The organism is Rhizobium sp. BR 317, assembly GCF_047445835.1.
In the GTDB taxonomy this organism is placed as follows: domain Bacteria; phylum Pseudomonadota; class Alphaproteobacteria; order Rhizobiales; family Rhizobiaceae; genus Rhizobium; species Rhizobium paranaense.
On record NZ_JARWLB010000203.1, the window covers coordinates 1 to 620 of the forward strand.

Here is a 620-nt window from a genome sequence, read left to right on the forward strand (position 1 = left end):
ACCGATGACTTCGATGGTGTTGTCAAACGGCTTGCAGACCTCGGCTTTCGAGATGACCTGCCTGAAAGCGATCCAAAGTGCCTGCTGATCTTCCGCTCCGGCCCTGCCCATTTCCCGCAGCTCTATCTTCGCGATCCTGACTTGAACGTCGTGGAGGTCAATGGAGCGCTGTAAAAGTTCCCGCCCTTGCCACTCCCTGTTTTGATCCGTCACCGCTGCTGGCACCAGCCTACGTCGACGATGGAACAATCTGTTCAGGCCGTGGGTTACATCCACCAGGTCGCGACATGGAGCGCTGCCCACCCTCCCGGGACGGGAGAAGGTCCGCGCGGCTCCAAGCCTGCCGGCTACTGACGCGCTAAAGCAAAAAGGCGATGACTGAGAACGGCCTGCCATTGAGATCGGAATTAGACACCCGGGATACCACCGCCGCGTGCGCTGGAGCGAAATTCGCACAAGAACAGTCATCGGCTGCCGCTGATCCGATGCCTTCCAAGGCAACCAGTTCGAAAGCCCCATCAACCGCTAGGCATGCGATTGGCGACGAGTCCGATATCGTTTACCTCGCCGCATTGGACAGCGGCATAACCCGCAGGAAGGGCCGCAAAGGCTTTCTCTAT

The 620-nt window shown here is 58.7% G+C and carries 1 pseudogene; it reads left to right on the forward strand.

Annotation, left to right across the window (positions count from 1 at the left end):
- Window positions 1-374: 374 nt before the first annotated feature.
- Window positions 375-620, forward strand: a pseudogene (locus QD357_RS32800) (hypothetical protein); the annotation flags it as partial.